The organism is Leuconostoc sp. S50 (assembly GCF_016624925.1).
In the GTDB taxonomy this organism is placed as follows: Bacteria; Bacillota; Bacilli; order Lactobacillales; family Lactobacillaceae; genus Leuconostoc; species Leuconostoc pseudomesenteroides.
In genome coordinates, this window is record NZ_JACVUE010000024.1 from 1 (window position 1) to 1,680 (window position 1,680).

Genomic DNA, 1,680 nt, shown 5'->3' on the forward strand with positions numbered 1-1,680 from the left:
GAAACTGATGTACTCATTGAACGACTATCGGAAACAGAATCACTTTGTGATGTTGAATCAGTCAACGAAACTGATGTACTCGTTGAGCGACTTTCGGAAACTGAATCACTTGCTAGCTTACTATCGGATTCTGAAACGCTCGTTGATGTTACAACACTCGCTGAGGTTGACTCACTCTTGGTCGTCGAATCACTCAATGAAACTGATGTACTCATGGAGCGGCTATCGGAAACTGAATCACTTTGTGACGTGGAATCTGCCAATGAAACCGACGTGCTCATTGAGCGACTTTCGGAAACTGAATCGCTTTGTGACGTGGAATCTGCCAATGAAACCGACGTGCTCATGGAGCGGCTATCGGAAACTGAATCACTTTGTGATGTTGAATCAGTCAACGAAACTGATGTACTCATTGAACGACTATCGGAAACTGAATCACTTTGTGATGTCGAATCACTCAATGAAACTGATGTACTCATTGAACGACTATCGGAAACAGAATCACTTTGTGATGTTGAATCAGTCAACGAAACTGATGTACTCGTTGAGCGACTTTCGGATTCTGAAACACTCGCTGAGGTTGACTCACTATTTGATGTGGAATCGCTACTTGAGATTGATTCACTCTTTGATGTTGAGTCACTGTTTGAGATTGACTCACTCTTTGACGTTGAATCGCTGTTCGAAATTGACTCGCTCTTTGATGTCGAATCACTGTTCGAGATTGAGTCGCTCTTTGATGTCGAATCACTGTTTGAGATTGACTCGCTCTTTGACGTGGAATCGCTGTTTGAGATTGACTCGCTCTTTGATGTTGACTCACTGTTCGAGATTGACTCGCTCTTTGATGTCGAATCACTATTTGAAACAGATTCACTTTTGGTCGTTGAATCAGTCAATGAAACTGATGTACTCATGGAGCGACTTTCAGAAACCGAATTACTTTGTGACGTGGAGTCCGCCAATGACACCGACGTGCTCATTGAGCGACTTTCAGAAACTGAATCACTTTGTGATGTGGAGTCTGCTAATGAGACTGACGTACTCGTTGAACGACTGTCGGAAACTGAATTACTTGCTAGCTTACTATCGGATTCTGAAACGCTCGTTGATGTTGCAACACTCGCTGAGGTTGACTCGCTCTTGGTCGTCGAATCACTCAATGAAACTGATGTACTCATTGAGCGACTTTCAGAAACTGAATCACTTTGTGATGTGGAGTCTGCCAATGACACCGAAGTGCTCGTTGAACGACTATCAGAAACTGAATCACTTTGTGATGTGGAATCCGCCAATGAAACTGATGTGCTGGTTGAGCGACTATCGGAAACTGAATCACTTGCTAGCTTACTATCTGATTCTGATACGCTCGTTGATGTTGCAACACTCGCTGAGGTTGACTCACTCTTGATCGTCGAATCAGTCAACGAAACTGATGTACTCATGGAGCGGCTATCGGAAACCGAATTACTTTGTGATGTTGAATCAGTCAACGAAACTGACGTGCTCGTTGAACGACTGTCGGAAACTGAATCACTTTGTGACGTGGAATCTGCCAATGAAACCGAAGTGCTCATTGAGCGACTATCAGAAACTGAATCGCTTTGTGATGTTGAATCTGCCAATGACACTGATGTGCTGGTTGAGCGACTATCGGAAACTGAATCACTTGCTAGCTTA

1 pseudogene is annotated in these 1,680 nt (G+C 43.7%); it reads right to left on the reverse strand.

Going from position 1 to position 1,680, the window contains the following annotated elements:
- Positions 1-1,680: pseudogene (locus IAE53_RS11210) on the reverse strand (hypothetical protein); the annotation flags it as partial.